Below are 26996 nucleotides of genomic sequence, written 5' to 3'. Positions count from 1 at the left end.
CTGGAGGGGGTGACCCCCACGTCGGGCGTCTGTTCAGTTCACCGACGGGACGCAGCGGCCGTTCTCCGTGTGGTACTGCCACTTCGCGCCCTCGGTGACCAGCTCGCGGACCGCCGTCACGAAGCGGTCCACGTGCTCCTCGGGGGTGCCCGCGCCGAAGCTCACGCGGATGGCGTTGAGGGACTTCTCCCCCGGGGCCGCCTCGGGGGCGCCGCACTCGCCCTGGGTCTGCGGGTCGCCGCCCAGGAGGGTGCGGACCAGGGGGTGGGCGCAGAAGAGGCCGTCGCGGACGCCGATGCCGTACTCGGCGGAGAGGGCGGCGGCGAAGTGGGAGCTGTTCCAGCCCTCGACGACGAAGGACAGCACGCCGACCCGGGGGGCGTCGTCACCGAAGAGGGACAGGATCCGCACCTCGGGGACGTCCGCCAGTCCCGCCCGCACCGTGGCGATCAGGTGCTCCTCGCGGGCGACCAGGGCGTCGAAGCCCGCCTCGGTCAGCGCCTTGCAGGCGGAGGCGATGGAGTACGCGCCGATCACGTTCGGGGAGCCGGCCTCGTGGCGGGCGGCGCTCTCGTGCCACTCCACGTCCACTCCCCCGTCCTCGCGCCGGGTCACCTTGCGGCTGGCGCCGCCGCCCGCGAGGTAGGGGTCGGCCAGGGTGAGCCAGTCGGCGCGGCCGGCCAGGACGCCGCTGCCGAAGGGCGCGTACAGCTTGTGGCCGGAGAAGGCGACCCAGTCCACGTCGAGGTCACGGACCGACACCGGGTGATGGGGGGCCAGCTGGGCGGCGTCCAGGACGATCCGGGCGCCGTGGGCGTGCGCGGCCGCCGTCAGCTCGCGCACCGGCCACAGCTCGCCGGTGACGTTCGAGGCGCCGGTGACGCAGACCAGGGCCGGGCCGTGCGGGTCGCGCGCGGCGAGGGCGCGCTCCAGGGTGTCGACGGCCTGGCGCGGGCTGCGCGGGGCGTCGAGGTAGGTGACGTGGGCGTTCTTCCAGGGCAGCAGCGAGGCGTGGTGCTCGGTCTCGAAGACGAAGACCTGGCAGCCGGCGGGGAGCGCGGAGGCGAGCAGGTTGAGGGAGTCCGTCGTCGAGCGGGTGAAGACCAGCTGGTCGTCCGGGCGGCAGTCGAGGAACTCGGTCACGGTGCGGCGGGCGTTCTCGAAGAGGTCCGTGGACAGCTGCGAGAGGTAGCCGGCGCCGCGGTGGACGCTGCCGTAGTAGGGGGCGTAGGCCGCCACGTCGTCCCAGACGCGCTGGAGGGCGGGGGCGCTGGCCGCGTAGTCGAGTGCCGCGTAGGCGACCTCGCCGCCGGTCACGAGGGGAACGGTGACGTCCCGGCCCAGAACGGGCAGCGGGGCACAAAGGGTGCGGGCGGCGGCAAGGGTGGAGACGGACATGGCGAACTCCCGTGAGAGGCAGGGGGAACCGCCGTGCGGGCGGACAGGGCTCCGGCACGGAGGAAGGGGAAAAGAGGTGCAGGGGATGCGGGGCGGGGCTCTGCGCCCTAGCGCATTCGCTTGCTCACGGGAGACTCCCTCGAACGACCCAGGACCCCTGGTTTCGCGAGGGGTCCGCGCTTGCCGTGGACCTTGCTGTCCACGGCCTGGTCTTCACCCGGGGCACCCCGCCACGGACGGAGGGTTGCCGGACAGTCGGCCGGGGCCTCATGACTGTCACTCATGACCTGGTACAGGAAACTACGTCAGGTGATCGTCGTCCCGCAACCCGTGTCCGGATCGCGGGACGCCCGCCGCCGCCGGCGTCACGCGTTGCTGGCCGCCACCCAGCGCTCCAGCGCCCGCTTGGCCGCGCCGGAGTCGATGGACTCGGCCGCCCGGTCCATGCCGGCCCGCAGCTGCCCGGCCAGCGGCCCGGCGCCCGGTTCCAGCGCCACCAGGGCCGCCGCCGAGTTCAGCAGGACGGCGTCGCGCACCGGGCCCGTCTCGCCCTCCAGCAGCCGGCGGGCCACCTCCGCGTTGTACGAGGGGTCGCCGCCGCGCAGCGCCTCGACCGGGACGAGGGCGAGGCCCACGTCGCGCGGGTCGAAACTCTCCTCGGTGACCTTGCCGTCGCGCACGACCCACACGCGCGAGGTGGCCGTGGTGGTCAACTCGTCGAGACCGTCGTCGCCGCGGAAGACCAGCGAGGAGTTGCCTCGCTCGGCGAAGACGCCGGCGACGACCGGCGCCATGCGGGGGTCGGCGACGCCGACGGCCTGGGCGGCCACCCTGGCCGGGTTGGTCAGCGGACCGAGCACGTTGAACACCGTGCGGATGCCGAGCTGCCCGCGCGCGGCACCCACATGGCGCAGCGCCGGATGGAACTTGACCGCGAAGCAGAAGGTGATCCCGGCCTCCTGGGCGACCTCCTCCACCCGCTTCGGGGTCAGCTCCAGATTGACGCCGAGCTTCTCCAGGACGTCCGAGGCGCCGGACGCGGAGGACGCGGCCCGGTTGCCGTGCTTGACGACCGTGGCGCCCGCGCCGGCGACGACGATCGCCGACATCGTGGAGATGTTGACGGTCTTCGCGCCGTCGCCGCCCGTGCCGACGATGTCGACGGTCGGGCCCGGCACCTCGATCAGGTTGGCGTGCTCGTACATCGCGCGGACCAGCCCGTTGATCTCGGCGACGGTCTCGCCCTTGGCGCGCAGCGCCACCACGAACCCGGCGATCTGGGCGTCGGTCGCCTCTCCGCGCATGATCCGGTCCAGCGCCCAGAACGTGGCGTCCGCGTCCTGGTCGCGGCCGTACAGCAGGCCGTTCAGCACCTCGGGCCAGGAACGGCCCGCCGCGGTGTCGCCTCCAGCGGGGGTCACAGCGCTCATAGCCGCTCCTGCGTGTGTCGTCGTGAGTCGTGCGTCATACGTCGTGCGTCGTGCTTCATACGTGGTGCGTCGTGCGTCGCCGGCCGGTGGGCGGCGCGAACCCCACCCTATCCAGCCGCGGGCACGGCACAGGGCCCCGTCCGACAACCGGACGGGGCCCTGTGCGTGGCGTGGCGACGCCCCGGGCGATCAGTGGTGGCCGTGGCCGCTCGTGATCTCCTTGTACTCCTCGACGGTGGGCTTCGGGATCTGCTGGTCCTCGCCGAAGTACGCTTCGCTGATCTTGGCGCGGAGCTTCTCCTTGCCCGTGACCTTGCGCTCGACGCCGTTGTCGTCGACGGTGGCGCCGATCGCGGCCGGCGCGTACTGCTCGTGCGCGGTCAGGGTGTGCAGCTGCTCCTGGCTGAGCGGCTCGTGGATCTCGATGAACTCACCGTGCGGCAGGCGCTTGATGGTGCCGGTCTCGCGACCGTGCAGCACCTTGTCCTTGTCGCGACGCTGGAGGCCGAGGCAGATCCGCTTGGTGGCGATGTACGCGATGGCCGGTCCGGCGAAGAAGAAGATCCGGACGAACCAGGTGATCGCGTTGATCGACAGGTGGAAGTGGGTGGCCCAGAGGTCGTTGCCACCGCCCACCAGCATGATCATGTACATCGTGACCCAGGCGACGCCCAGCGCCGTACGGGTCGGGGCGTTGCGCGGGCGGTCCAGGATGTGGTGCTCGCGCTTGTCGCCGGTGATCCACGCCTCGATGAAGGGGTAGAGCGCCAGCAGGGCGAGCAGGACGCCGAACAGCACCAGCGGGATGAACACGCCCAGGACCAGGGTGTGGCCCCAGAAGTTGATCTCCCAGCCCGGCATGAAGCGGATCAGGCCCTCGGCGAAGCCCATGTACCAGTCGGGCTGGGCGCCGGTCGACACCTGGTCCGGACGGTAGGGGCCCATGGCCCAGATCGGGTTGATCTGCGCCACGGCCGCGATGGCCGCGATCACGCCGAAGACCAGGAAGAAGAAGCCTCCGGCCTTGGCCATGTACACCGGCAGCAGCGGCATGCCCACGACGTTCTTGTTGCTCTTGCCGGGGCCCGCGAACTGCGTGTGCTTGTGGTAGAAGACCAGGATCAGGTGGCCCACCATCAGGCCCAGCATGATGCCCGGCAGCAGCAGGATGTGGATCGAGTAGAACCGCGCCACGAAGTCGTGGCCGGGGAACTCGCCGCCGAACAGGAACATCGAGATGTACGTGCCGACGATCGGCGTCGACAGGATCGCGCCCTGCGTGAAGCGCACACCGGTGCCGGAGAGCAGGTCGTCCGGGAGCGAGTAACCGGTGAAGCCGGTGAACATGCCCAGGACGAACAGCAGGAAGCCGAACAGCCAGTTGACCTCACGCGGCTTGCGGAACGCACCCGTGAAGAACACGCGCATCATGTGCACGAACATGCCGGCGAGGAAGATCAGCGCCGCCCAGTGGTGGATCTGCCGGATGAGCAGACCGCCGCGCACGTCGAAGGAGATGTGCAGGGTCGAGCTGAACGCCTCGGACATCAGCTGTCCCTGGAGCGGGACGTAGCTGCCGTGGTACTCCACCTCGTTCATCGACGGGTGGAAGAACAGCGTCAGATACACACCCGTCAGGATGATGATGATGAAGCTGTACATGCACACTTCGCCCAACATGAACGACCAGTGGTCGGGGAAGATCTTGCGCATGTTCGCCTTGGCGAGGGAGTAGATCCCCAGCCGGCCGTCGGCCCAGTCGGCGATGCGCTCGCCGGCCGGGGCCTTCCCGCGTTCGCGGGTCACGGCGCTGTCGTGGTTCTCTGTCGTGCTCATCCGCGCTCCCAGAAGGCAGGACCGACGGGCTCTTCGAAGTCGCCGAGCGCCTGAAGGTAGCCCTCGTCGTTCACGCCGATGCGCAGCTGCGGCAGGGCGTGACCGGCGGGGCCGAAGATCACTCGGGCACCGTCGGAGAGGTCGAAGGTGGACTGGTGGCAGGGGCACAGCACGTGGTGCGTCTGCTGCTCGTACAGGGAGATCGGGCAACCGACGTGGGTGCAGATCTTCGAGTACGCCACGATGCCCTCGTGCGACCACTCGAGTTCGCGCTTGTCCTTGATGTTGTCCGGCTGGAGCCGGACGATCATCAGGGCCGCCTTGGCGATCTCGTTCTGGAAGTCCTCGTCGTGCTCCTCCAGGCCCTCGGGCTTGGCGAAGGTGAGAGAACCGACGGCCACGTCCGACGGACGCAGCGGCTCGTTCGTGTTCATGTTGACGAGCAGCTTGCCCTTGGCCCACAGCGTGTGCCGCAGCTTGTCCTCGGGCAGCGGGCCGAGGTCGCGCAGCAGCATGACACCGGACAGCGGCACGAGGGCGACGGCGCCGAACAGCGTGTTGCGGATCAGCTTGCGCCGGCCCATCGCCGATTCCTTGGCGCCCTGCTTGAAGTCCGCGTGGACCTTCGCACGGACCTCGGGGTCGGCGGCGATCGGGTGGCGCTCGTCGGCGACCTCGACGTCCGACATCAGGGTGCGGGCCCAGTGGACCGCGCCGGCGCCGATGGTGAACAGCGCCGTGCCCAGGGTCAGGCCCAGCGCGAAGTTCAGCGCGCTGAGGTGGCCGATCGGGAACACGAAGATCGACTTGTCGGCGGGGATCGCCACGTAGGAGGCGATGAACCCGACCGTGGCCAGCATCGACAGCGTGAACAGGAAGGCGACCGCACGCTCGGACCGCTTGGCGGCCCGCTCGTCGATGTCCTGGACGCGGTGCTCGTGGGGCGGCAGGCCGGGGTCCGCGAACGGGTTCTTCTCGTCCGCGACGCCTACCGCGCCGTGCTCGTGGTGTCCTGCGGACTGCTCGGCAGGCAGGTTCTCTTCTGGAATGTCTTGGCTACTCATGACTTCTTGGCCTTTGCGGTCCGAGCGGCGACCCAGACGGCGACCGCGATCAGTGCGCCGAGACCGAAGATCCAGGCGAACAGGCCCTCACTGACCGGCCCGAGACCGCCCAGCTCCAGACCACCGGGGTTGTCGGTGTCGCTGCTGTTGACCGCGTGCAGGTACGCGATGATGTCCTTCTTGTTCTGCTCCGACAGCGTGGTGTCGGGGAAGGAGGGCATGTTCTGCGGGCCGGTCTGCATGGCCTCGTAGAGGTGCTTCGGGTCCACGTCCTCCAGGGTCGGAGCGAACTTGCCCTTGGTGAGGGCGCCGCCCTTTCCGGTGAAGTTGTGGCACTGCGCGCAGTTGGTGCGGAACAGTTCGCCGCCCTTGGCGATGTCCGCGCCCTCCGGACCGTACTCGGCCTTGGTGGGAACGGCCGGGCCGGAGCCGAGGGAGGCGATGTACGCGGCGAGCTGGTCGATCTCGGCCTGCGTGTAGATGTTCTTCTTCTTCACCACCTGCGGGCCCTGGGAGGTCGCCGCCGGCATGCGGCCGGTGCCGACCTGGAAGTCGACGGCCGCGGCGCCCACGCCGACCAGGCTCGGACCGTCGGAGGTGCCCTGACCGCCGGTGCCGTGGCAGCTGGCGCAGCCGACGGCGTAGAGCTTCTTGCCCTCGTCGATCGTGAGGGACTGGGCGCTGTCGTCTGCCTGCGCCTTGCTCGCGGGCGCGAACGCGGCGTACAGCCCCCCTGTGCATGCCAGCGCGAGGAGTAGGACGACGAGCGCCGCCAGCGGATGGCGTCGTCGTGCGGAGAGCTTTTTCACGGATTACCCCGGTGTCAGGATCTTCTGCGTCGATGCTTGTGGAGGTGCGGGAGCGGGCCCCGGCTACTTGATCAGGTAGATCGTGGCGAAGAGGCCGATCCAGACGACATCGACGAAGTGCCAGTAGTAGGACACGACGATGGCCGCGGTCGCCTGCTCGTGGGTGAACCTCTTGGCCGCGTAGGTGCGCCCGAGGACGAACAGGAAGGCGATGAGGCCGCCCGTCACGTGCATGCCGTGGAAGCCGGTGGTCAGGTAGAACACCGAGCCGTACGGATCCGAGGAGAGCGAGAGCCCGTCCTTCTTCACCAGCTCGGTGTACTCGTAGATCTGACCGCCGATGAAGATCGCACCCATGATGAAGGTGACGATGAACCACATCCGCAGCTTCTTCACGTCACCGCGCTCGGCGGCGAAGACGCCGAGCTGGCAGGTGAGCGAGGAGAGCACCAGGATCGTGGTGTTGGTGGCCGAGAACGGGAGGTTCAGGGCCTCGGCCATCTCCTTCCAGTGATCAGGACCCGTCACCGATCGCAGGGTGAAGTACATCGCGAAGAGGGCCGCGAAGAACATCAGCTCGGAACTCAGCCAGATGATGGTTCCGACGCTGGTGAGGTTCGGTCGATTGACCGACGGGTGCGCGTGCCCGGTGTCTACTGTCGTTGCTGTCGCCACGACCGACATTATGTCGGTCCCTTATCCCGCCCTCACTCCGGGGGGTGCCGTTCGGAGTGTTCGCACCGTGTGTACTGCCCGTATGGCCCATCGAAGCCGTGTTCCAAGCGGTGTTGGGGCGGTGGGTGAGGGAGTAGCATCCGCGGCATCGGTTCTGTCCGTACGACACTGATGTCACGGAGGAAGCATGCAGGCGACCGCCACGGTGCTGGTCTACAGCGACGACTCCAACACGCGGGAGCAGGTACGGCTCGCGACCGGCCGCAGGCCCGCGCCGGATGTCCCCGTGGTGGAGTTCCTGGAGTGCGCGACGCCCGCCGCCGTGCAGCGGGAGCTGGACCGGGGCGGCATCGACGTCGTCGTCCTGGACGGCGAGGCCGCTCCCATGGGGGGCATGGGGCTGTGCCGTCAGCTCAAGGACGAGGTGTTCCGGTGCCCGCCGGTGCTGCTGCTGATCGGGCGGCCCCAGGACGCCTGGCTCGCCACCTGGAGCCGGGCCGACGCGGCCGTGACGCTGCCTGTGGAGCCCGTGGAGTTCGCCCAGGCCCTCGCGTCCCTGCTGCGGACGAAGAGGCTCCAGCAGAGCGCGTAGCGCCTGCGGGGCGGGACACGGCGGCGGTGCGGACCGGGGTCCGGGGCCGTCCGCCGCGTCCGCCCGCGCAGCCGTGCCGGTCACGGCCCCGCGTCCCCGGCGGCGCGTGCACGGCGCCTACACGGCCGCCGGGCTCAGCCGCGCCGTCTCCTGGCCGGTTCGCTGCTTGCCGCCGGTCAGCGCGCTGCCGGTGGTCCACTTCTTCCAGTCCAGGTTCCAGTCGCCGAAGCCGTTGCCGAACGTCTCCATCGTGTCGCCGTTGCTGTTGACGACCTGGACGACGTCGCCCTGGCGGATGTGGTCGAAGAACCACTGCGCGTTGGACGTGCTCATGCCCGTGCAGCCGTGGCTGACGTTCTCGTAGCCCTGGGAGCCCACGGACCAGGGGGCGGCGTGGACGTACTCGCCGCTCCAGGTGACGCGGGTGGCGTAGTAGACGGGCAGGTCGTAGGAGTCCGCGGAGCCCTCCGCGATGCCGACGGTGGTCCCGCGCATCCGTACGAAGTACTCCTTGCCCAGGACGACCTTGACGCCGTTGCGGGTCTCGAAGCCGGGCTTGCCGGTGGTGACGGGGATCTGCTGGATCTCCTGGTTGTTCTTGAACACCGACAGGGAGTGCGCCGCGGCGTCCGTCACGGCGATGACCCGGTCTCCGATGGTGAGTTTCAGCTCCTTGGCCGGGCCGCCCCACAGCCGGTCGCTGATCTTGATGCCGTCCAGGTTGCTGCGCACGCGGACGGTGGCGTGGGCGGGCCAGTAGTCCTTGGGCCGGTAGTGGAGTTCCTTGTCGTCCACCCAGTACCAGGCGCCCTGCACGGACGGCGACGAGGTGACCTTGAGGCCGCGTTCGACCACGGCCCGCTGGGCGGGGTCCTTCACGGGCTGGTCGAGCTTGGCGGTGACGGGCTGGCCGACGCCGTACTCGCCGGCGTCGGGGCCGAACTGGACCGCCAGCCGCTTCTTGCTGGTGGGCTTGCCGGTGTCGAAGGCGAGGACCCGGCGGCCGGGCGCGCCGTCGTCGTCCTCGGTGCTCACCCGGACGGTGTAGTGGGCTCCTGCGGCCAGCGGCTCGGTGCTGTGCCAGCGACTGCCGTCGGCTGCGAGTTCGCCCGCGAGGTAGCGGCCTGTGGCGTCCACGGCGGTGACGTCCGTGATGCGGTCGTCGTCCTCGGCGGTGATCTGCAGGGGCTTGTCCGGGTCGGCCTTCTCGCCGTCCCCGTCGGGGGTGTTGAAGGAGATCTGGTCCGTCGCGTCGTAGGGGCGCGCGGAGAGCGGGTCGTCGTCCGAGCCGCAGGCGCTTGCGACCGCGCCCAGGGCGATCACCAGCAGGGTGCAGCCGACGACGGTGCGAGGGCGTGGTTGGTGGCTCATGGCTTCACGCTAGGGAGCCGGGTCGGCGGCGGCGCGCTGAGTGACACGGACGGCGGACCCCCGGTACGGCAAAAGCGTGAGCCCGGACCCTCCTGACGGAGTGTCCGGGCTCACGTGGGGTGGTGCGCGTGTTACTGGGTGCGGTTCTCACCGCGGTAGTACTCGAAGACCCAGCCCCACAGACCGATCATGATCACCGGGACGGAGAAGTAGAGCACCCACCAGCCGACCGCGACACCGAGGAAGGCCAGGGCGCCGCCGACGGCGAGTGACAGCGGCTGCCAGCTGTGCGGGCTGAAGAAGCCCACCTCGCCGGCGTCGTCCGCGACGTCCGCCTCCTTGTTGTCCTGCGCGCCCGCGTCGACCCGCCGGGCGGTGAAGCCCAGGTAGAAGCCGATCATGATGCACAGGCCGAAGGCCAGGAAGAGGGCCGTGGTACCGGCCGGCTCCTTCGACCACACGCCATAGACGACCGCCATGGCGAGGACGAAGACGCTCAGCCAGACGAACATCTTGCCCTGGATCTTCACTTGCCGGCCTCCTTGCTGCCCGCGATGGCGCTGGCGCCGTGGCCGCTGTGCTCCAGCTGCTCGAGCGCGGCGATCTCCGGGTGGTGCAGGTCGAACGCCGGGGATTCACTGCGGATCCGCGGCAGGGTGATGAAGTTGTGGCGCGGCGGCGGGCAGGAGGTGGCCCACTCCAGGGAGCGGCCGTAGCCCCACGGGTCGTCGACGCCGACCGGCTTGCCGTACTTGGCGGTCTTCCACACGTTGTAGAAGAACGGCAGGACGGACAGGCCGAGGACGAACGAGCTGATCGTCGAGATCGTGTTCAGGGCGGTGAACCCGTCGGCGGCGAGGTAGTCCGCGTAACGGCGCGGCATGCCCTCGGCGCCCAGCCAGTGCTGGACCAGGAAGGTGCCGTGGAAGCCGACGAACAGCGTCCAGAAGGTGATCTTGCCGAGGCGCTCGTCGAGCATCTTGCCGGTCATCTTCGGCCACCAGAAGTGGAAGCCGGAGAACATCGCGAAGACGACGGTGCCGAAGACGACGTAGTGGAAGTGCGCCACCACGAAGTACGAGTCCGACACGTGGAAGTCCATCGGCGGCGAGGCCAGGATGACGCCGGTCAGACCGCCGAAGGTGAAGGTGATCAGGAAGCCCGTCGCCCACAGCATCGGCGTCTCGAAGGACAGGGAGCCCTTCCACATGGTGCCGATCCAGTTGAAGAACTTCACGCCGGTCGGCACGGCGATGAGGAACGTCATGAAGGAGAAGAACGGCAGCAGCACGCCTCCGGTGACGTACATGTGGTGCGCCCACACCGTCACGGAGAGACCGGCGATCGAGATCGTCGCGGCGACCAGGCCCATGTAGCCGAACATCGGCTTGCGGGAGAAGACCGGGATGACCTCGGAGATGATGCCGAAGAACGGCAGGGCGATGATGTACACCTCTGGATGGCCGAAGAACCAGAAGAGGTGCTGCCAGAGCAACGCGCCGCCGTTGGCCGGGTCGAAGACGTGTGCCCCGAATTTCCGATCCGCCTCCAGCGCGAACAGCGCGGCGGCGAGGACGGGGAAGGCGAGCAGGACCAGGACGGCCGTCAGCAGCACGTTCCACACGAAGATCGGCATGCGGAACATCGTCATGCCGGGAGCGCGCATGCAGATGATCGTGGTGATGAAGTTGACCGCGCCGAGGATGGTGCCGAAGCCGGAGAAGGCCAGGCCCATGATCCACAGGTCGGCGCCGATGCCCGGCGAGCGGACCGCGTCCGACAGCGGGCTGTAGGCGAACCAGCCGAAGTCGGCGGCGCCCTGCGGGGTGAGGAAGCCGCCCACGGCGATCGTCGAGCCGAACAGGTAGAGCCAGTAGGCGAACATGTTCAGCCGCGGGAACGCCACGTCGGGCGCGCCGATCTGAAGCGGCATGATCCAGTTGGTGAAGCCGGCGAACAGCGGCGTCGCGAACATCAGCAGCATGATCGTGCCGTGCATCGTGAACGCCTGGTTGAACTGCTCGTTCGACATGATCTGCAGGCCCGGACGGGCCAGCTCGGCGCGCATGAGGAGCGCCATGACGCCGCCGATGCAGAAGAACGCGAACGACGTGACCAGGTACAACGTACCGATGGTCTTGTGGTCGGTGGTCGTCAGCCACTTCACCACGACGTTGCCGGGCTGCTTGCGCCTGACCGGCAGCTCGTTCTCGTACGAGTCCTCAGCTGCGGAGGCACCCTGGGGTTCGTTGAGGATGCTCACAGGACGTTCGACTCCCGGTTCTTCTCGGGGCCAGTTTGCTCGATGCCGGCCGGAACGTAACCGGTCTGCCCGTTCTTGGCGAGGTCCTTCAGGTGCTGCTCGTAACGCTCCGGAGAGACGACCTTCACGTTGAAGAGCATCCGGGAGTGGTCGACGCCGCACAGCTCGGCACACTTGCCCAGGAAGGTGCCCTCGCGGTTGGGGGTGACCTGGAACGAGTTGGTGTGACCCGGGATGACGTCCTGCTTCATGAGGAACGGCACCACCCAGAAGGAGTGGATGACGTCACGCGAGGTGAGGACGAAGCGGACCGTCTTGCCCTTGGGGAGCCAGAGGGTCGGACCCGGGTTGTTGGTCTGCGGGTTCCGCTCACCGGGGGTGCCGCAGGTGTAGACGCCGCCCGCGTCGGACGGGAAGTCCTTCTTGTACCGGTCCGGGATCGCGGCCAGGTTCGCGTCGGTCTTCGCGTTCCCCTGGGAACCGTCGACCTTCTCGATGTAGTTGAAGCACCAGCTCCACTGGAAGCCGACCACGTTGACCGTGACGTCGGGCTTCTTTTCGAGGCTCAGCAGCTTCGACTCGTCCCGGGCGGTGAAGTAGAACAGCACCGAGACGATGATGATCGGCACGACCGTGTACAGCGCCTCGATGGGCATGTTGTACCGGGTCTGCGGAGGGATTTCGACCTTTGTGCGGCTGCGCCGGTGGAAGAAAGCACTCCACAGGATCAGGCCCCACACCAGCACGCCGGTGGCCAGCGCGGCGGCCCACGAGCCCTGCCACAGGGAGAGGATCCGCGGAGCCTCTTCTGTGACCGGGGTGGGCATGCCAAGGCGGGGGAAGTCCTTGTATGTGCAACCGGTGGCGGTCGCCAGGACCAGGCCCGCGGTCATTGCCTGCAGCAGCTTCCGCCGCATCGGGCGCCGCGGCGAGCGGTCGGAGCCGTTGGGACTCACGTAGCGCCTTCCCGAGAGTCTCGCCCGCGCGGTTGGCTGCGGCCTGCCTTCTCGCTGGTCGGTCGCCGCCCTGCGTCGGGCAGGGGTTTGGATGTTTATGCGGACCAAACCCTAGCCGACGCCCTCCGGGGGGTCGCGGGGAGGGTGGCATACGCGCCGCGGGTCACCCCGAAGGGGTGGGAAGAGGGCCCGCCGGCGCCTAATAGCTCGTCAATGCGGCTTGTGCGGCGGTTGCGCGACGACGGCGGCCGCCGCCCCGGGCGGTGCCGGGGTGCGGACCGGAGCCGCCCGCGCCCCGGTCCGGCCGCCGCACGTTCTACGGTGGCGGTGTGTCCTACTTCGACGCCGCATCCGCCGCCCCCCTGCATCCCGTCGCCCGTCAGGCGCTGTTGGCCTCGCTCGACGAGGGGTGGGCAGACCCCGCACGGCTGTACAGAGAGGGGAGGCGGGCGCGGCTGCTGCTGGACGCGGCGCGCGAGGCGACGGCCGAGGCGGTGGGCTGCCGGCCGGACGAACTGACCTTCACGTCCTCCGGAACCCGGGCCGCGCACACCGCGGTCGCGGGCGCGACGGCCGGACGGCGACGGGTCGGACGTCACCTGATCGTGTCAGCCGTCGAACACTCCTCGGTACTGCATTCGGCCGAGGCGTTCGAGGCCGCGGGCGGCGAGGTGACCCGGGCGCCGGTGACCAGGACCGGCGCGGTCGCCGTCGAGTCGTACGTCGAGGCCCTGCGGTCCGACACCGCGCTGGCCTGTCTGCAGTCGGCCAACCACGAGGTGGGCACCGAGCAGCCGGTGGCGGCGGTGGCCGAGGCGTGCCGGGAGGCGGGCGTGCCGCTGCTGGTGGACGCGGCGCAGTCGCTGGCGTGGGGGGCGGTGGAGGGGCCCTGGTCGCTGCTGACCGGCAGTGCCCACAAGTGGGGCGGGCCGTCGGGGGTGGGGCTGCTCGCGGTCCGCAAGGGGACGCGGTTCGCCGCTCAGGGGCCGGTGGACGAGCGGGAGTGGGGGCGGGCGGCCGGGTTCGAGAACCTTCCGGCGATCGTGGCCGCGGCGGCGTCGCTGCGGGCGGTGCGGGCGCAGGCGGCGGCCGAGGCGGCGCGGCTGCGGGACCTGACGGCACGGATCAGGGAGCGGGTGGCGGACGTCGTCCCGGACGTGGAGGTGGTCGGGGACCCGATCCGGCGGCTGCCCGGGATCGTCACGTTCTCCTGCCTCTACGTCGACGGGGAGGCCCTGCTGCACGAGTTGGACCGGGCCGGCTTCTCCGTCTCGTCCGGTTCGTCGTGCACCAGCAGCACGCTGACGCCCAGCCATGTGCTGCGCGCGATGGGGGTGCTGAGTGAGGGGAATGTGCGGGTTTCCCTGCCGTGGGGAGCCGCCGGGGAGGACGTGGAGAGATTCCTCGCGGTGCTGCCGGATGCGGTGGCGGGGGTGCGGGACAAACTCGGGGCGCCGGCGCCCGCCCCCGCGTCGGCCGCGGCGGCGGACCCGGAGGGCGCGGGACGCGAGGGGCTCGTCGTGGACGCGCTGGGCAGGCGCTGCCCGATCCCCGTCATCGAGCTGGCGAAGGTCATCGGGGACGTGCCCGTCGGCGGCACGGTGCGGGTGCTGTCCGACGACGAGGCGGCCCGGCTCGACATCCCCGCCTGGTGCGAGATGCGCGGGCAGGAGTACCTGGGCGAGGAGCCGGCGGACCGCGGCACCGTCTACACGGTCCGCCGGACGTCCTGAGTCAGGCCAGGTGCTTGCGGACCTCGGAGGCGGCCTCGTCGCCGTAGGCGGCCGCGAAGCGGTCCATGAAGTGGCCGCGGCGCAGCTGGTACTCCTGGGTGCCGACGGTCTCGATGACGAGGGTGGCGAGCATGCAGCCGATCTGGGCGGCGCGCTCCAGGGAGACGCCCCAGGCCAGACCGGAGAGGAAGCCGGCGCGGAAGGCGTCGCCGACGCCGGTGGGCTCTGCCTTGCGCTCCTCCTGCGGGCAGCCGACCTCGATCGGGTCCTCGCCGTCGCGCTCGACGCGCACGCCGCGCGCACCGAGGGTGGTGACGCGGTGGCCGACCTTGGCGAGGATCTCGGCGTCCGACCAGCCGGTCTTGGACTCGATGAGGCCCTTCTCGTACTCGTTGGAGAACAGGTACGTCGCGCCCTCCAGCAGTATCCGGATCTCCTCGCCGCCCATCCGGGCGATCTGCTGCGAGAAGTCGGCGGCGAAGGGGATCGAGCGGGAGCGGCACTCCTCGGTGTGGCGGAGCATCGCCTCCGGGTCGTCGGCGCCGATCAGGACCAGGTCCAGGCCGCCCACCCGGTCGGCGACGGTCTTCAGCTCGATGAGCCGGGCCTCGCTCATCGCGCCCGTGTAGAAGGAGCCGATCTGGTTGTGGTCGGCGTCGGTGGTGCACACGAAGCGGGCCGTGTGCAGGGTCTCGGAGATGCGGACCGACGCGGTGTCGACGCCGTGCCGGTCCAGCCAGGCCCGGTATTCGTCGAAGTCCGCGCCCGCGGCGCCGACGAGGATCGGACGGGTGCCCAGCTGCCCCATGCCGAAGGCGACGTTCGCTCCCACGCCGCCCCGGCGCACGTCCAGGTTGTCGACCAGGAAGGAGAGCGAGACCGTGTGCAACTGGTCCGCGACGAGCTGGTCGGCGAAGCGGCCGGGGAACGTCATGAGGTGGTCGGTCGCGATGGAGCCGGTGACTGCGATGCGCACGGCGTGGACTCTCCTGAGGGGAGGGGGATTGACAGTTCACGCTACCCGCTCCGCTCGCGCCACTGAAGCACACGAAACTACCCGATAGTAGATCTTTCTTCGCAGGCCGCACGTGCATACGGTTCGGTTATGACGAACCTCGAGGTCCACGCTCCCCGGCCGGCCGAGTCCGACGGCGACCTGGCGTCGCTGCGCGGCGACTGCGCCCGGACGGCGCTGCACTGGGCGGCCCCGGAGAAGATCCTTTCCCGTCCGGTCTCCCCCTCACTCATCCACGGCGTGAACGTTCCCGCGACGTCCGCACGGCTGCTGGAGGCCATGCCCGACTACGGCAACTAGGGGAACCGCCCCGGCGGCCCCTTCCAACGCTCCGCTTCCCCTCCCGCTCCCCCGAGCCCTCCGTTTCTGCGGCACGGCGCTCGGAAGGGAACCGTGCGCTCCCCCGCCACGTCCCATCGGCATCCCCCGTCGAGGGGATGCCGGGTACGACAGCAGGGCAGCCGAAGGAGCGATGCGGTGAACACCGAGCGACCCGAGAACGACGACGCCGCGCGCGAGCCGGGAACGACGGGCTCCGAGCGGGCGACGGGCGGGACGGATCCGGACACGACGGATGCGGCCGGGACCCGTGCGCCCGGTGCGGACGGGACCGGTGCGGACGAGACCGCTGCGGAGCGGGCCGTGGCAGGGGGGGATACGACGCGGAACGACCGCGCCGGGGAGGCCGCCGCCGGAGAGCCGGCGGTGGAACTCACCAAGGGCGCCGTACCACCCGCGGAGCGGGACGCCCCGGGCGCGGACGCCCGGCCCCGGCCCGCCGACGAGCCGCCCGCCGCCCCTTCCGAGGCCGCCGCCCCCGGGAGCGCCGGGCCGGCCGGCGAGAACGCCGAGAGCGCCGACGGGACGGCCGACGAGCCCGTGGTGTCGCACCCCGTGGCTTCTCACGCCGGCGACGGCGAGTCCTCCGGCGGCTCCCGGCGCCGCTCCCCCGTGCTCATCGCCGCCGTCGCGGCCGCCGTGCTGCTGGTGGGCGGGGGCGGGGCCTATCTCACCTCCGACGCCCTCGGCGGCTCGGACGGAGGGTCCGGCGCCGGGGCCACCTCCGGTGACGGCAAGCCCTCCGCGCTCGCTCTGGACGACTACTCACGGGGTACGGGTATCCCCGAGAACGGCACCGGCGGGGCCGCCAACGGCATCGCGCCCGGTGAGCCGAACCCCTACGGGGTGACGTACAAGGCCGCCGGTCCCCTGCCCGACGGTCCCGGGTCCGCGCCCGTGTACTGGGCGCGGGGCGAGGTCGCCGCGAAGGACGTGGCCGCGCTGGCGAAGGCGCTCGGCGTCGAGGGGACCCCGGTCGCCGACGGGACGGGGTGGAAGGTCGGCGCCGGGAACGACGGCTCCGGTCCGGTCGTGCGGGTGAACCGGCAGGCGCCGGGCATGTGGACGTTCACCCGGTACGCCCCCGGCAGCGACAACTGCGTGCGCGGCAAGGTCACCTGCCCCCCGACACCGGTGGCCCCGGGGGACACCGCCCCGGTGAGCGAGGCGGCGGCGAAGAAGGCGGCGGCCCCCGTGCTCAAGGCGGTGGGCCAGGAGGGCGCCGAGGTCGACGCGAGCCAGGTGATGGGCGCCCTGCGGGTGGTGAACGCCGAGCCGGTGATCGGCGGCCTGCCCTCCTCCGGCTGGACGACCGGGGTCCAGGTCAGCGCCCAGGGCGAGATCGTCGCCGGGAACGGGCAGCTCAAGGCGCCGGTCAAGGGCGCCGCGTACCCCCTGCTGAGCGCCCGGGAGGCGCTGGACGCGCTGAACGCGGCGCCCGGCGGCGGCCACCGGATGGGCATCGGCGGCTGTGCGAGCCCGGTGCCGCTGAAGGACCGGCTGGAGAGCCCGTGCAAGACGCCGAAGGCCCCGGCGCGGCAGACCGCGACGGTCGAGGACGCGGTGCTCGGACTGGCCCCGCACACCTCCGGCGGACGCCAGGTGCTCGTGCCGTCCTGGCTGTTCGAGGTGAAGGCGGCGGGGACCGAGGCCGCCTACACGGTGACGCAGCCGGCCGTCGAGCCCGCGTACCTGAAGCCGGCGACCACGCCCCCGCCCGCTCCGACGCCGAGCGGCTCGTCCGGGGCGTCCGGTGAGCGGACCGTGCGCGTGACCGGCTACACCGTCGAGGGCAGGGAGCTGACCGTCGGCTTCAGCGGCGGGGTGTGCGCCGACTACAAGGCGACGGCGGTGGAGAGCGCGGGTGAGGTGAAGGTCACCGTGACGCAGACGCCGTGGCCGGACAAGGTCTGCATCATGATCGCCAAGGAGTACCACCAGGTGGTGCAGCTGGACGAGGCACCGGGCAGTCGCAAGGTGGTCGGCTCGGACGGCAGGGCGATCCCGCTGGAGAAGGCGGGGGCCCGGCTGCCGCAGGCCCGGTAGCGCCGGCCGCGGCGCCCGCGAACCGGCTACGGCGGTGCAACGCGAAGGCGGCGGTCCCCCTCGGAGGGGGACCGCCGCCTTCGCGTCGTCCGGCCGGCCGTCGTGCGGCGGGCGGGCCGGCCTAGTTGAAGGAGTCGCCGCAGGCGCAGGAGCCCGTCGCGTTCGGGTTGTCGATCGTGAAGCCCTGCTTCTCGATCGTGTCGACGAAGTCGATCGACGCGCCGCCCAGGTACGGGGCGCTCATGCGGTCGGTGACGACCTTGACGCCGTCGAAGTCCTTGACGACGTCCCCGTCGAGGGAACGCTCGTCGAAGAAGAGCTGGTAGCGCAGGCCGGAGCAGCCGCCGGGCTGAACGGCGACACGCAGGGCCAGGTCGTCGCGGCCTTCCTGGTCGAGCAGGGCCTTGACCTTCGCCGCGGCGGCGTCGGACAGGATGATGCCGTCGGTGACGGTGCTGGTCTCGTCCGATACGGACATCTACATCTCTCCCGGGTTGTACGGAGACTGCTTGCCGACGGTTGCAACCGTCGGGGCCGCGGATTCATTCCGGGCCGGGCCGTCGTCTTCGGCGTTCCCTTCTCATGCTCGCACACACGGTTGCGGGCGGAAAACGCCTCACGGGGATTCACGTCACACCGACGCTATGACCATCGTCAAAGTGACGTGAAGCGGGTTATGATAGATAACGTCAATTCGACGAAAAGTAGAAAGGGTGCGTGTCGTGACCACCGCCCAGACCACGGAGCTCGACGTACAGCCGACTCCGCTCGCCCTGTTGCTGCTCGGCCGCGAGGCCGACCCGAAGAGCGAGCGGGGCGTCGAGTGCCCCGGCGACCTGCCCTCGCCCTCCGACCCGGACCTGGTCGAGCGCGCCCGCGCCGCCAAGGCGAAGCTCGGTGACAAGGTCTTCGTGCTCGGCCACCACTACCAGCGCGACGAGGTCATCCAGTTCGCCGACGTCACGGGCGACTCCTTCAAGCTCGCCCGGGACGCGGCCGCCCGCCCGGAGGCCGAGTACATCGTCTTCTGCGGTGTGCACTTCATGGCCGAGTCCGCCGACATCCTGACGTCGGACGACCAGAAGGTGGTCCTGCCCGACCTCGCCGCCGGCTGTTCGATGGCCGACATGGCCACCGCCGAGCAGGTCGCCGAGTGCTGGGACGTGCTGACCGAGGCCGGCATAGCCGAGCAGGTCGTGCCCGTGTCGTACATGAACTCGTCCGCGGACATCAAGGCGTTCACGGGCAGGCACGGCGGCACGATCTGCACCTCCTCCAACGCCCAGCGGGCCCTGGAGTGGGCCTTCGAGCAGGGCGAGAAGGTGCTGTTCCTGCCCGACCAGCACCTCGGCCGCAACACCGCCGTCCGGGACATGGGCCTGTCCCTGGACGACTGCGTCCTCTACAACCCGCACAAGCCGAACGGCGGGCTGACCGCCGAGCAGCTGCGCGACGCGAAGATGATCCTGTGGCGCGGCCACTGCTCGGTGCACGGCCGCTTCAGCCTGGAGTCGGTCGACGACGTCCGCGCCCGGATCCCCGGCGTGAACGTGCTCGTGCACCCCGAGTGCCGGCACGAGGTCGTGGCCGCCGCGGACTACGTCGGCTCGACCGAGTACATCATCAAGGCGCTGGAGGCGGCCCCGGCCGGCTCCAAGTGGGCCATCGGCACCGAGCTGAACCTGGTGCGCCGGCTGGCGAACCGTTTCGCGCCCGAGGGCAAGGAGATCGTCTTCCTCGACAAGACGGTCTGCTTCTGCTCGACGATGAACCGGATCGACCTGCCCCACCTGGTCTGGACCCTGGAGTCGCTCGCCGAGGGCAAGCTGGTCAACCGCATCGAGGTCGACCAGGAGACCGAGGCGTTCGCCAAGCTGGCGCTGGAGCGCATGCTCGCGCTGCCGTAGCGGGACCCCGGCGGACCCGGTTCACTCCGACGGCGACATCCGGTCGGGATGGGCCGGGTCCACGCCGAAGACGGTGCCGTCGGGGGTGAGCACGGTCAGGGAGCCCCCGTCGGGGAACACCCCTGCCGGGGAGAAGCCGAGCGCGTTGACCTGCTCGGCCCTCGCCGACGACTCCCACAGCAGCGCGCCCGTCCGGACGTCGACGGCGGCGACCCGCCCCGAGGCGCTGGCCGTGAACACCACGCGGCCCCGCCCGTCGGCGACGGGCGTGCCGGGCTGCTGAAGCGTCGTGGAGGTCCGCCACAGCCGCTCGCCCGTCCGCGCGGAATGGGCGACCGTGCGGCCCGTCGAGTCGGCGAAGCACAGCACCCCGCCCACCAGAGCGGCCCGGCCGCGGGGACCGCCCGGCAGCGCCTTCCTGCGCACCGCGCCGGTGCCGGGGTCGATCATCATGACCTCGCTGTACGCACTCCCCCCGTAACCCGGACGGACCCGCGCGGAGATCACCGCGAAGACGAGTTCGCCGTCGACCGCGCCGAGCGGAGTGAGATCCCCGTCCGGCACCGCCAGCTTCCGGAAGGCGCCGTCCGCCGGGTCGACGGCGTAGAACACGTTGCGCGTGGTCGCTCCCCCGTCGGTGCAGCCCGCGTACGGCGGCAGGCCCTCGAAGCTGAGGAAGCGGCAGCCGTACCCGTCGCCCGCGGGCAGGGTCGCCCGCCACCGGACGGCGCCCCCGGACAGTTCGCGCGCCGTCACACGGTCGCCGTCCGGGGCCAGCAGCAGATCGCCGACGACGGCGCTCTCGACGCCGCTCGGATGCATCCCGTGCGACCAGAGCCGCGCACCGGTGGCGGCGTCCAGCGCCACCGCGGTGACGACCGTGTCGTCGCGCGTGCTGTTCAGCACCGACTCGCTGACCACGACGACGCCCTTGTGCACTCCCAGGACGACGCTGTCGTAGTCCGCCGCCTTGTGCGACGCCGCGGAGCCCGCGCGCCAGGCGAGACGGCCCGTCGCCCCGTCGACCCGGACCGGCAGGGTCCCGTTGCCGCCGCAGTACAGGGCGCCCTCGGCGCCCACACAGGACACGGAGACGCCGCCGCTCTGGGCGCCGGAGCCCAGCGGCTTCGCCGTCCCGCTCGCGGCCGTCCCGAACACCGAGGTCCGCCACGGCCGCCAGCCCTTGGGCAGCGGGTCCCAGCGCGGCGCGTCGTCGGTGGTGCCGGCCGACGCCTGCGACTTCCCGCCCCCCGCGAACGGGTCGAACACGAGGTAGCCGGTGAGCGCCAGGACGAGGGCGCCCGCCACGCCGGCCAGGACCGGCCGGCGGCGCAGGCGGACGCGGCGGCCGGGACGGCGCGCGGCGACGGCCGGGCCGGGCTCCTCGTCCGGCGCGGGCGCGGGCGGCAGGCGCAGGGTCACCGTGTGCGCGTCGCCGTCCGCGGGCTCGGGCAGCGCCCGTGCGAAGTCCTCGGCCAGTTCTCCGAGGCCGGGCCGGGAGCCTGCGTCCTTGGCCAGGCAGCGGGTCAGGACCGCGCGCAGCGGCTCGGCCACCGCCCGCACGTTCGGTTCCTCCTGGAGCACCCGCCATGCCGTCAGGTACGGGCTGTCGGCGTCGAAGGGGCCGCGTCCGGTCGTGGCGAACACCAGCAGCGCGGCGAGGGAGAACACGTCCGAGGCGGGGCCGACCGAGCGGGCGTCGGTGAACTGCTCCGGAGACATGAACGGCGGGGTGCCGATCATCTTGCCGGTCTCGGTGAGCGTCTGGTTCTCCGCGGCGCGGGAGATCCCGAAGTCGATGACGCGTGGCCCGTCGTGCGCCATGAGGACGTTCCCGGGCTTGAGGTCGCGGTGGACCACGCCGGCCCGGTGGATCTCGCGCAGGGCCTCCACCAGGCCGAGGGCGAGCCGGCGCAGTTCCCCGCCCCGCATCGGGCCGTGCTCGCGGATGCGGGCGGCGAGAGTGCGGCCGGGCACGTACTGGGTGGCCATCCAGGGCCGGACGGCCTCCGGGTCGGCGTCGACGACGGGAGCGGTGAAGGCGCCGCTGACCTTGCGGACGGCCTCGATCTCCTGGCGGAAGCGGGCGCGGAAGACGGGATCCTCGGCGTACTGGGCGTGCACGACCTTGACGGCGACCTCGCGCCCCGAGCGGGACCGGCCGCGGTAGACCACGCCCATGCCTCCGGCGCCGAGCCGGCCGACGATCCGGTATCCGCCGAGCGTCTTCGGGTCGTCCTTGTGCAGCGACACCGCTCCGATCCTCTCCCCCGCAGAGCAGTTCAGGCACCCAGCATAAGGAAGCCCGCCGTCGCCGGGCGAGGCGGCGCCACCGCCGGCGCCTCACTCCGCGCGCGGACGCACCAGCCCCGACTCGTAGGCGACGACCACGAGTTGCGCCCGGTCGCGGGCGCCCAGCTTGGCCATGGCCCGGTTGACGTGCGTCTTCACGGTGAGGGGGCTGACCTCCAGGCGCTCGGCGATCTCGTCGTTGGAGTGGCCGCCCGCGACCTGCACCAGGACCTCGCGCTCGCGCACGGTCAGCGCGTCCAGCCGGGCGGAGCGGACGGGGTCGTCGTCCGCCCCGCCCTGGGCGAGGAAGCGGGCGATGAGGCCCTTGGTGGCGGTGGGCGACAGCAGCGCCTCGCCGCCCGCGGCGATCCTGATCGCGCTGAGCAGTTCCTCCGGCTCGCTGCCCTTGCCGAGGAAGCCCGAGGCGCCGGCCCGCAACGACCGCACGACGTAGTCGTCGACCTCGAACGTCGTCAGGATGACCACCCGCACCTGGGCGAGGGAGGGATCGGCGCTGATCAGGCGGGTCGCGGCGAGGCCGTCCGTGCCGGGCATGCGGATGTCCATCAGCACGACGTCGGCGCGCTCGCTCCTCGCCAGCGCGACCGCCTGCGCGCCGTCGGCCGCCTCGCCGACCACCTCCATGTCGGGCTCGGAGTCGACGAGCACGCGGAACGCGCTGCGCAGCAGCGCCTGGTCGTCGGCGAGCAGGACGCGGATGGTCATACGAGGTCCTCTGCGGTGCCGGGCGCCGCGGAGCGGGCGCGGGTCTTGACGGGCAGGACGGCGTGGACGCGGAAGCCGCCTCCGTAGCGCGGGCCGGTGGTGAGGGTGCCGCGCAGCGCGCAGACGCGTTCGCGCATGCCGAGCAGACCGTGGCCGCCGCCGCCAGGCGCGCTCTCCTCGTCGGCCGCCCGCCCGTCGTCCAGGACCGTGACCTCGATGTTCGGCCCCACGCGCACCACGCTGACCTCGGCCTTCGCCTCGGGACCCGCGTGTTTTTGCACGTTGGTGAGGGCTTCCTGGACGACCCGGTAGGCGGCCAGTCCGACGGCTGCGGGGAGTTCGGCGCCCTCGTCGGTGCGGGCCACCTCGACCCGGAGGCCGGCGCTGCGGAAGGTGCCGACGAGCTCGTCGAGGCGGTCCAGGCCGGGGGCGGGCTCGGTGGGGGCCTCGGGGTCGCCGGACTGGCGCAGCAGGCCGACGGTGGCGCGCAGTTCGTTGAGCGCGGAGCGGCTGGCCTCGCGGACGTGCGCGAGGGCCTCCTTGGCCTGGTCGGGCCGCTTGTCCATGACGTGCGCGGCGACTCCGGCCTGCACGTTGACCAGGGCGATGTGGTGGGCGACGACGTCGTGCAGATCGCGGGCGATGCGCAGGCGCTCCTCGGCGACCCTGCGGCGGGCCTCCTCCTCGCGGGTGCGTTCCGCGCGCTCGGCGCGGTCCCGGATGGCCTGGACGACGGCGCGGCGGCTGCGGACCGCGTCGCCGGCGGTGGCCCCGATGCCGGTCCAGGCGAGGATGCCGAGGTTTTCCTGGGCGTACCAGGGCAGCGGTCCGGCGATCATGGCGGCGCCGGTGAGCACCGTCATGGTGACCAGACCGGCGCGCACGGTGGTGGGGCGGTCGGTGGCCGCCGCGACGGTGAACAGGGCGACGACGGCGGACATGGCGACGGGGGCCCGGGGGTCGCCGGTGACGGACTCGGTCACGGAGGCGGCGCCGGTGAGCGCCAGGACCGTCATCGAGGCGCTGCGGCGGAAGACGAGGGCGACGGCGCTGAAGGTGATCAGCAGCAGGCTGAGCGGGTCGGGGCTGCGCACGCTCCAGCTGACGCCCTGCTCCCCGTGCGGATCGACGAAGGAACCCGCGAGCATGCACAGCAGCACGCCCGCCGCGAGGGAGGCGTCCAGTGCCAGCGGGTGGGCCTTCAGCTGGTGCTGGGCCCGGGCGAGGGGGGTCACCGAGGTGTCACTGTCCAGTTGCCGTCGCTTTCCTTGCCGTGGCCGGGGGCGGCGGCGCCCCCGAGCCCCCGCGGCTCCTCAGCGGGAGGCCCCGGACCGTCTGCTCACCCGGGGATCAGGCCGTCGTCGCTCAGCATCTCCCGGACTTCCTCCAGGCTCGCGTCCGGGGACGGGAGGATGAGTTCGGAGGGTTCCAGGGCGTCGTCCGCCAGGGGCTCGCCGAGCCGGCGCACGGCGTCCAGGAGGGCTGCGAGGGTGCGGTGGAAGCCCGCCTCGTCGCCGCTCTCCATCTCCGCGAGCAGCTCGTCGTCCAGCTTGTTCAGTTCGACGAAGTGGGAGTCGGCCAGCTTCCACTGGCCCTCTCCCATGATCCGTACGATCACGTCGCCCTCCTCGGCTCCGGGCCCCGGCGCCGGGCTACTGCTTGTCGAAGCGCGGGGTGTCCTGCGGCTGCTGCCGGGACTGCGACGGGCTCGTGCCGCCCTCGATGGCCTGCTGTCCGGAGGACGGGCCCCCGGCGAGCTCGGCCTTCATGCGCTGCAGCTCCAGCTCCACATCCGTACCACCCGACAGCCGGTCCAGCTCGGCCTGGAGGTCGTCCTTGGCGATGCCGGTCGGGTCGTCGAGGGCGCCGGACGCCATCAGCTCGTCGAGCGCGCCGGCCCGGGCCTGGAGCTGGGCGGTCTTGTCCTCGGCGCGCTGGATGGCCAGGCCGACGTCGCCCATCTCCTCGGAGATGCCGGAGAAGGCCTCGCCGATGCGGGTCTGGGCCTGGGCGGCGGTGTAGGTGGCCTTGATGGTCTCCTTCTTCGTGCGGAAGGCGTCCACCTTGGCCTGGAGGCGCTGGGCCGCGAGGGTGAGCTTCTCCTCCTCGCCCTGGAGCGTGGAGTGCTGCGTCTCCAGGTCGGTGACCTGCTGCTGGAGCGCGGCCCGGCGGGAGAGCGCCTCGCGGGCGAGGTCCTCACGGCCGAGGGCGAGCGCCTTGCGGCCCTGGTCCTCCAGCTTGGTCGACTGCGACTGCAACTGGTTCAGCTGCAGTTCCAGGCGCTTGCGCGAGGTCGCGACGTCGGCGACGCCGCGACGGACCTTCTGGAGGAGCTCCAGTTGCTTCTGGTATGAGTAGTCGAGGGTTTCGCGCGGGTCCTCGGCCCGGTCAAGGGCCTTGTTCGCCTTCGCGCGGAAGATCATCCCCATACGCTTCATGACACCGCTCATGGGCTTCGCGCGCCCCCTTCTGACGGACTCCGGCTCTCAGGTCTGCGACAGAACCCACAGTACGGGCCCTGCGTCCATTGACGCACTGTTCGGGGACGGATGTGCTCCTCCCCAAGGACGACTGGCCGGACCCGTGATCCGGCGTGAGGAGTAGGTGACCCTCAGGGTGAGCGGTACCTCACCCTGTGCCCCCTCTTCCTCCCCGTCGTCCGGTCTGTCCCTTCTACAGACGACTGGTGTTGCCGGATCGTTCCCCTGCGGGCTGGGGTCCATGCCCGCGAGCCCTTACCCTTGGGTTTTGTGTTCCGTAGCCGTGCCAAGGAAGAGAAGGCCCCCGCCGACGCGGTGGTGACCGACTCCAAGCAGCCCCGCGACCCCCAGGCGAAGAAGGGTCGGCCCACGCCCAAGCGCAGTGAGGCCCAGTCCCAGCGCCGCAGCGTCGCCAACACCTCGACGTCGCGCAAGGACGCGGCCAAGCGCCAGCGCGACGAGCGCCGCGCCCAGATGGACCGGCAGCGCCAGGCGCTGGCCGGCGGGGACGAGCGGTATCTGCCGGCCCGTGACAAGGGTCCGGTCCGCAAGTTCGCGCGCGACTTCATCGACTCCCGGTTCAACGTGGCGGAGTTCTTCCTGCCGATGGCCGTGGTGATCCTCGTGCTGAGCGTGGTGCGGGTGGGCTCGCTGCAGACCGTCGCGCTGCTGCTGTGGCTGGTCGTGATCGTGCTGATCGTGCTGGACTCGGTCGTCACCGCCTTCCGGCTGCGCAAGCGGCTGACCGAGCGCTTCGAGGGGCACAACCGCCGCGGCGCGGTGGCGTACGCGCTGATGCGCTCGCTCCAGATGCGCCGGCTCCGGCTGCCGAAGCCGCAGGTCAAGCGTGGAGCGCGGCTCTGAGCACTGCGGCTTTCTCCGGGGGGGCGGCCAAGGCCTGGCTCAGCAGGCTGGGCGGGCTGCGTGACGTCGTACGTCAGGAGCTGGTGGCCCGGCAGCTCGACGAGCAGATAGCGGGGCGGTACCCGGTCGGCCGGCGGCTGCGGGTGCTCGACGTGGGCATGGGCCAGGGCACGCAGGCGCTGCGGCTGGCCCGGCTGGGCCACGAGGTGACCGGCCTCGAACAGGACGCGACGATGATCGCCGCGGCCCGGGAGGCGCTGTCCGGGGAGCCCGAGGGCATCCGGGAGCGGATGCGGATCATCGAGGGCGACGGCCGGGACACCGGCGTCCACTTCCTGCCGGGCAGCTTCGACGTGGTGCTGTGCCACGGCGTCCTCATGTACGTCGAGGAGCCGGACGCGCTGCTCGCGGGGCTCGCCAGGATGCTGGCCCCCGGCGGGCTGCTGTCGCTGCTGGTGCGCAACGCGGACGCGCTGGCGATGCGGCCGGGCATGTCCGGGAACTGGGCGGGCGCGCTGGACGCGTTCGACACCGTCTCCTACCGCAACCGGCTCGGGCTGGACGTGCGGGCGGACCGGCTGGCGACGCTGACCGGCACGCTCGCCGGGATCGGGGCGCCGTTGCAGGCCTGGTACGGCGTCCGGATCTTCACGGACACGGCCGCGGACGCGGCGGAGATCCCCGAGGACGTCGAGGTCCTGCTGGCCGCCGAGGAGCGGGCCGGGCGCACCGACCCCTACCGGCAGGTGGCGGCGCTGCTCCACCTGTGCGGCGTGCGCGGCTGACGCACGCCGCGGGCCGGCCGGCGCGTCGCACACGCCTCGCCCGCCTCACGCATCGCCCGTCCGGGTGCGCCGCGCGCTCGTTCGGGTGAACGGGGACGGAGCGGCCGGGGCCGGACCGGGCGATGCGGCAGGCGGGCCCGGACCGGACCTGTGGGCCCGGTCCGGGTGCGACGCCCTACGCCTCGCCGGCCTGAAGGCTCATCGGACCGTAGATCTCGGTGGAGTCCTCGAAGAGCCGGACCTGGTCGGCGCCGCCTTCGAGCAGGTCCTTCCAGACCTCCCCGATCCAGGACTCGGCGTCCCCCTGCGTGGTGAACTCCTCTGGCTGCACCGCGGGTTGGACCTCCGTCCCGTCGGACTTCTCGAACCGCCACGTCCATGCCGCCATGTACGCCTCCCAGCTGTGACCACGTGC

At 71.3% G+C, this 26996-nt stretch carries 25 protein-coding genes and 1 riboswitch; of the genes, 7 read left to right on the top strand and 18 right to left on the bottom strand.

The features are described 5' to 3' along the window. Positions 1 to 33: 33 nt before the first annotated feature. The 6 genes from ACGFSH_RS04305 to ACGFSH_RS04280 all read right to left on the bottom strand — a co-directional run bounded on the left by ACGFSH_RS04305 (position 34) and on the right by ACGFSH_RS04280 (position 7221). Entirely contained in the window at positions 34 to 1398 is a 1365-nt protein-coding gene (locus ACGFSH_RS04305) for an aminotransferase class V-fold PLP-dependent enzyme (protein WP_393344817.1), read from the bottom strand. Between the two features lie 171 nt (positions 1399 to 1569). Continuing rightward, positions 1570 to 1686, bottom strand: a riboswitch (SAM riboswitch). A gap of 77 nt (positions 1687 to 1763) precedes the next feature. Continuing rightward, positions 1764 to 2828: an anthranilate phosphoribosyltransferase gene (trpD, locus tag ACGFSH_RS04300; protein ID WP_393344815.1), complete on the bottom strand. Its 1065-nt coding sequence runs from the start codon at positions 2826 to 2828 to the stop codon at positions 1764 to 1766. Positions 2829 to 3017: 189 nt separating this feature from the next. Next, the gene (locus ACGFSH_RS04295) at positions 3018 to 4664 is read right to left on the bottom strand and encodes a cytochrome bc complex cytochrome b subunit (RefSeq protein ID WP_393344813.1); all 1647 of its coding nucleotides are present in this window, start codon (positions 4662 to 4664) and stop codon (positions 3018 to 3020) included. Next, positions 4661 to 5728, bottom strand: coding sequence for a Rieske 2Fe-2S domain-containing protein (locus ACGFSH_RS04290; protein WP_393344811.1), 1068 nt, complete (start codon positions 5726 to 5728; stop codon positions 4661 to 4663). Before ACGFSH_RS04290 ends, ACGFSH_RS04295 begins: the two co-directional genes overlap by 4 nt. Further along, positions 5725 to 6537 carry a c-type cytochrome gene (locus tag ACGFSH_RS04285; protein ID WP_329409067.1) on the bottom strand — a complete coding sequence of 271 codons (813 nt, stop codon included), beginning with the start codon at positions 6535 to 6537 and terminating at the stop codon, positions 5725 to 5727. Before ACGFSH_RS04285 ends, ACGFSH_RS04290 begins: the two co-directional genes overlap by 4 nt. A 63-nt stretch (positions 6538 to 6600) precedes the next feature. After that, complete coding sequence (locus ACGFSH_RS04280; protein WP_069771220.1) at positions 6601 to 7221, bottom strand: heme-copper oxidase subunit III; 621 nt, start codon at positions 7219 to 7221, stop codon at positions 6601 to 6603. 178 nt (positions 7222 to 7399) lie between these two features. On the opposite strand from ACGFSH_RS04280, the gene ACGFSH_RS04275 reads away from it, so the two are divergent. Further along, positions 7400 to 7804, top strand: a complete 405-nt coding sequence (locus tag ACGFSH_RS04275) for a hypothetical protein (protein ID WP_329409070.1) — start codon at positions 7400 to 7402, stop codon at positions 7802 to 7804. Positions 7805 to 7921: 117 nt separating this feature from the next. On the opposite strand, the gene ACGFSH_RS04270 is transcribed toward ACGFSH_RS04275, so the two are convergent. From ACGFSH_RS04270 to coxB, 4 genes are all read right to left on the bottom strand, one after another. Next, positions 7922 to 9175 carry an Ig-like domain-containing protein gene (locus ACGFSH_RS04270; protein WP_393344808.1) on the bottom strand — a complete coding sequence of 418 codons (1254 nt, stop codon included), beginning with the start codon at positions 9173 to 9175 and terminating at the stop codon, positions 7922 to 7924. A gap of 131 nt (positions 9176 to 9306) precedes the next feature. Then, positions 9307 to 9705 (bottom strand): cytochrome c oxidase subunit 4, encoded by a 399-nt coding sequence (locus tag ACGFSH_RS04265; RefSeq protein WP_393344806.1) that lies wholly within the window; start codon positions 9703 to 9705, stop codon positions 9307 to 9309. Next, positions 9702 to 11438, bottom strand: a complete 1737-nt coding sequence (gene ctaD, locus ACGFSH_RS04260) for a cytochrome c oxidase subunit I (protein WP_393344804.1) — start codon at positions 11436 to 11438, stop codon at positions 9702 to 9704. The genes ACGFSH_RS04265 and ctaD overlap by 4 nt, the downstream gene beginning before the upstream one ends. Continuing rightward, the gene (gene coxB / locus ACGFSH_RS04255) at positions 11435 to 12394 is read right to left on the bottom strand and encodes a cytochrome c oxidase subunit II (RefSeq protein WP_393344802.1); all 960 of its coding nucleotides are present in this window, start codon (positions 12392 to 12394) and stop codon (positions 11435 to 11437) included. The genes ctaD and coxB overlap by 4 nt, the downstream gene beginning before the upstream one ends. 329 nt (positions 12395 to 12723) lie before the next feature. Between coxB and ACGFSH_RS04250 the strand changes: the two genes are divergently transcribed. Continuing rightward, entirely contained in the window at positions 12724 to 14127 is a 1404-nt protein-coding gene (locus tag ACGFSH_RS04250; RefSeq protein WP_393344800.1) for a cysteine desulfurase/sulfurtransferase TusA family protein, read from the top strand. 1 nt (position 14128) lies between these two features. Here ACGFSH_RS04250 and ACGFSH_RS04245 read toward each other — a convergent pair whose 3' ends face one another. After that, a complete protein-coding gene (locus ACGFSH_RS04245; RefSeq protein ID WP_393344798.1) occupies positions 14129 to 15103 on the bottom strand; it encodes a carbohydrate kinase family protein in 975 nt (324 codons plus the stop codon). Positions 15104 to 15232: 129 nt separating this feature from the next. Between ACGFSH_RS04245 and ACGFSH_RS04240 the strand changes: the two genes are divergently transcribed. Beyond that, entirely contained in the window at positions 15233 to 15442 is a 210-nt protein-coding gene (locus ACGFSH_RS04240) for a hypothetical protein (RefSeq protein ID WP_329409085.1), read from the top strand. Positions 15443 to 15619: 177 nt separating this feature from the next. Continuing rightward, positions 15620 to 17527, top strand: coding sequence for a hypothetical protein (locus ACGFSH_RS04235; protein ID WP_393344796.1), 1908 nt, complete (start codon positions 15620 to 15622; stop codon positions 17525 to 17527). Positions 17528 to 17648: 121 nt separating this feature from the next. Here ACGFSH_RS04235 and ACGFSH_RS04230 read toward each other — a convergent pair whose 3' ends face one another. Beyond that, on the bottom strand, positions 17649 to 18005 hold the full coding sequence (locus ACGFSH_RS04230; RefSeq protein WP_190147980.1) for an iron-sulfur cluster assembly accessory protein: 357 nt from the start codon (positions 18003 to 18005) through the stop codon (positions 17649 to 17651). A 244-nt stretch (positions 18006 to 18249) separates the two neighbouring features. Here ACGFSH_RS04230 and nadA point away from each other — a divergent pair, with 244 nt between their 5' ends. Next, positions 18250 to 19434, top strand: a complete 1185-nt coding sequence (nadA, locus tag ACGFSH_RS04225) for a quinolinate synthase NadA (RefSeq protein WP_393344794.1) — start codon at positions 18250 to 18252, stop codon at positions 19432 to 19434. A gap of 21 nt (positions 19435 to 19455) precedes the next feature. Here the strand turns inward: nadA and ACGFSH_RS04220 are convergent, their stop codons facing one another. The 5 genes from ACGFSH_RS04220 to ACGFSH_RS04200 form a co-directional block, all read right to left on the bottom strand. Continuing rightward, positions 19456 to 21687 (bottom strand): PQQ-binding-like beta-propeller repeat protein, encoded by a 2232-nt coding sequence (locus tag ACGFSH_RS04220; RefSeq protein WP_393344792.1) that lies wholly within the window; start codon positions 21685 to 21687, stop codon positions 19456 to 19458. 90 nt (positions 21688 to 21777) lie between these two features. Beyond that, positions 21778 to 22452, bottom strand: a complete 675-nt coding sequence (locus tag ACGFSH_RS04215; protein ID WP_393344790.1) for a response regulator — start codon at positions 22450 to 22452, stop codon at positions 21778 to 21780. After that, positions 22449 to 23687, bottom strand: coding sequence for a sensor histidine kinase (locus ACGFSH_RS04210; RefSeq protein ID WP_393344788.1), 1239 nt, complete (start codon positions 23685 to 23687; stop codon positions 22449 to 22451). The genes ACGFSH_RS04215 and ACGFSH_RS04210 overlap by 4 nt, the downstream gene beginning before the upstream one ends. 104 nt (positions 23688 to 23791) lie before the next feature. Next, entirely contained in the window at positions 23792 to 24070 is a 279-nt protein-coding gene (locus tag ACGFSH_RS04205) for a hypothetical protein (protein WP_393344786.1), read from the bottom strand. A 34-nt stretch (positions 24071 to 24104) separates the two neighbouring features. Continuing rightward, complete coding sequence (locus ACGFSH_RS04200; protein ID WP_393344784.1) at positions 24105 to 24902, bottom strand: PspA/IM30 family protein; 798 nt, start codon at positions 24900 to 24902, stop codon at positions 24105 to 24107. Positions 24903 to 25202: 300 nt separating this feature from the next. On the opposite strand from ACGFSH_RS04200, the gene ACGFSH_RS04195 reads away from it, so the two are divergent. Next, positions 25203 to 25796, top strand: coding sequence for a DUF3043 domain-containing protein (locus tag ACGFSH_RS04195; RefSeq protein WP_393344782.1), 594 nt, complete (start codon positions 25203 to 25205; stop codon positions 25794 to 25796). Between the two features lie 83 nt (positions 25797 to 25879). After that, on the top strand, positions 25880 to 26581 hold the full coding sequence (locus ACGFSH_RS04190) for a methyltransferase domain-containing protein (RefSeq protein ID WP_393344780.1): 702 nt from the start codon (positions 25880 to 25882) through the stop codon (positions 26579 to 26581). 175 nt (positions 26582 to 26756) lie between these two features. On the opposite strand, the gene ACGFSH_RS04185 is transcribed toward ACGFSH_RS04190, so the two are convergent. Continuing rightward, entirely contained in the window at positions 26757 to 26969 is a 213-nt protein-coding gene (locus ACGFSH_RS04185; protein ID WP_393344779.1) for a hypothetical protein, read from the bottom strand. Positions 26970 to 26996: the final 27 nt, after the last annotated feature.

The organism is Streptomyces sp. NPDC048481 (assembly GCF_043200075.1).
Taxonomy (GTDB): domain Bacteria; phylum Actinomycetota; class Actinomycetes; order Streptomycetales; family Streptomycetaceae; genus Streptomyces.
This window is presented reverse-complemented; position numbering and strand designations above follow the sequence as displayed.

Coding starts and splice junctions, on each gene's coding strand:
- ACGFSH_RS04305 (WP_393344817.1), bottom strand. CDS start 1,398: ATGTCCGTCTCCACCCTTGCCGCCGCCCGCACCCTTTGTGCCCCGCTG.
- ACGFSH_RS04280 (WP_069771220.1), bottom strand. CDS start 7,221: ATGTCGGTCGTGGCGACAGCAACGACAGTAGACACCGGGCACGCGCAC.
- ACGFSH_RS04270 (WP_393344808.1), bottom strand. CDS start 9,175: ATGAGCCACCAACCACGCCCTCGCACCGTCGTCGGCTGCACCCTGCTG.
- ACGFSH_RS04230 (WP_190147980.1), bottom strand. CDS start 18,005: ATGTCCGTATCGGACGAGACCAGCACCGTCACCGACGGCATCATCCTG.
- ACGFSH_RS04185 (WP_393344779.1), bottom strand. CDS start 26,969: ATGGCGGCATGGACGTGGCGGTTCGAGAAGTCCGACGGGACGGAGGTC.
- ACGFSH_RS04200 (WP_393344784.1), bottom strand. CDS start 24,902: ATGAGCGGTGTCATGAAGCGTATGGGGATGATCTTCCGCGCGAAGGCG.
- ACGFSH_RS04295 (WP_393344813.1), bottom strand. CDS start 4,664: ATGAGCACGACAGAGAACCACGACAGCGCCGTGACCCGCGAACGCGGG.
- ACGFSH_RS04215 (WP_393344790.1), bottom strand. CDS start 22,452: ATGACCATCCGCGTCCTGCTCGCCGACGACCAGGCGCTGCTGCGCAGC.
- ACGFSH_RS04290 (WP_393344811.1), bottom strand. CDS start 5,728: ATGAGTAGCCAAGACATTCCAGAAGAGAACCTGCCTGCCGAGCAGTCC.
- ACGFSH_RS04240 (WP_329409085.1), top strand. CDS start 15,233: ATGACGAACCTCGAGGTCCACGCTCCCCGGCCGGCCGAGTCCGACGGC.
- trpD (WP_393344815.1), bottom strand. CDS start 2,828: ATGAGCGCTGTGACCCCCGCTGGAGGCGACACCGCGGCGGGCCGTTCC.
- ACGFSH_RS04275 (WP_329409070.1), top strand. CDS start 7,400: ATGCAGGCGACCGCCACGGTGCTGGTCTACAGCGACGACTCCAACACG.